The organism is Chryseobacterium arthrosphaerae (assembly GCF_001684965.1).
Taxonomy (GTDB): Bacteria; Bacteroidota; Bacteroidia; order Flavobacteriales; family Weeksellaceae; genus Chryseobacterium; species Chryseobacterium arthrosphaerae.
This window is the reverse complement of record NZ_MAYG01000020.1, coordinates 1-429: the sequence shown is the minus strand read 5'-3', so window position 1 is coordinate 429 and position 429 is coordinate 1. Positions and strand designations below refer to the sequence as shown.

Below are 429 nucleotides of genomic sequence, written 5' to 3'. Positions count from 1 at the left end.
CTGTAAAAAACAAGTATATACCTACTTCAACACTAAAAGTGGAAATTGCATTTGTTGCAGTTTCCACTTTTGAAATTTTAAAAAACAAAACAAAAACGATATGGATAAGATTAAGGACACGAGAACTTTCATGAGAATCACACACCGCTATCTTGGATATTTCCTTGCAGGTATTATGGCAGTGTATGCATTAAGCGGAATACTTCTGGTGTACAGAGACACAGATTTTCTGAAGAATGAAAAAAAGTATGATAAAGTACTTGCGAAGGATCTTACTGAAAAGCAGCTGAAAAAGGAACTGAAAATGAAAGGTCTTGAAGTTGAAAAAACAGAAGGTACTGTTCTTCATTTTAAAAAAGGTACTTATGATGCAGCAACCGGAAAGGCACAGTATTCTAAAATGGAACTGCCTTTTGTACTGGACAAGAT

The 429-nt window shown here is 34.5% G+C and carries 1 pseudogene; it reads left to right on the top strand.

Features of this window, described 5'->3' with window-relative positions:
• Positions 1 to 100: 100 nt before the first annotated feature.
• Positions 101 to 429, top strand: a pseudogene (locus tag BBI00_RS18995) (PepSY domain-containing protein); the annotation flags it as partial.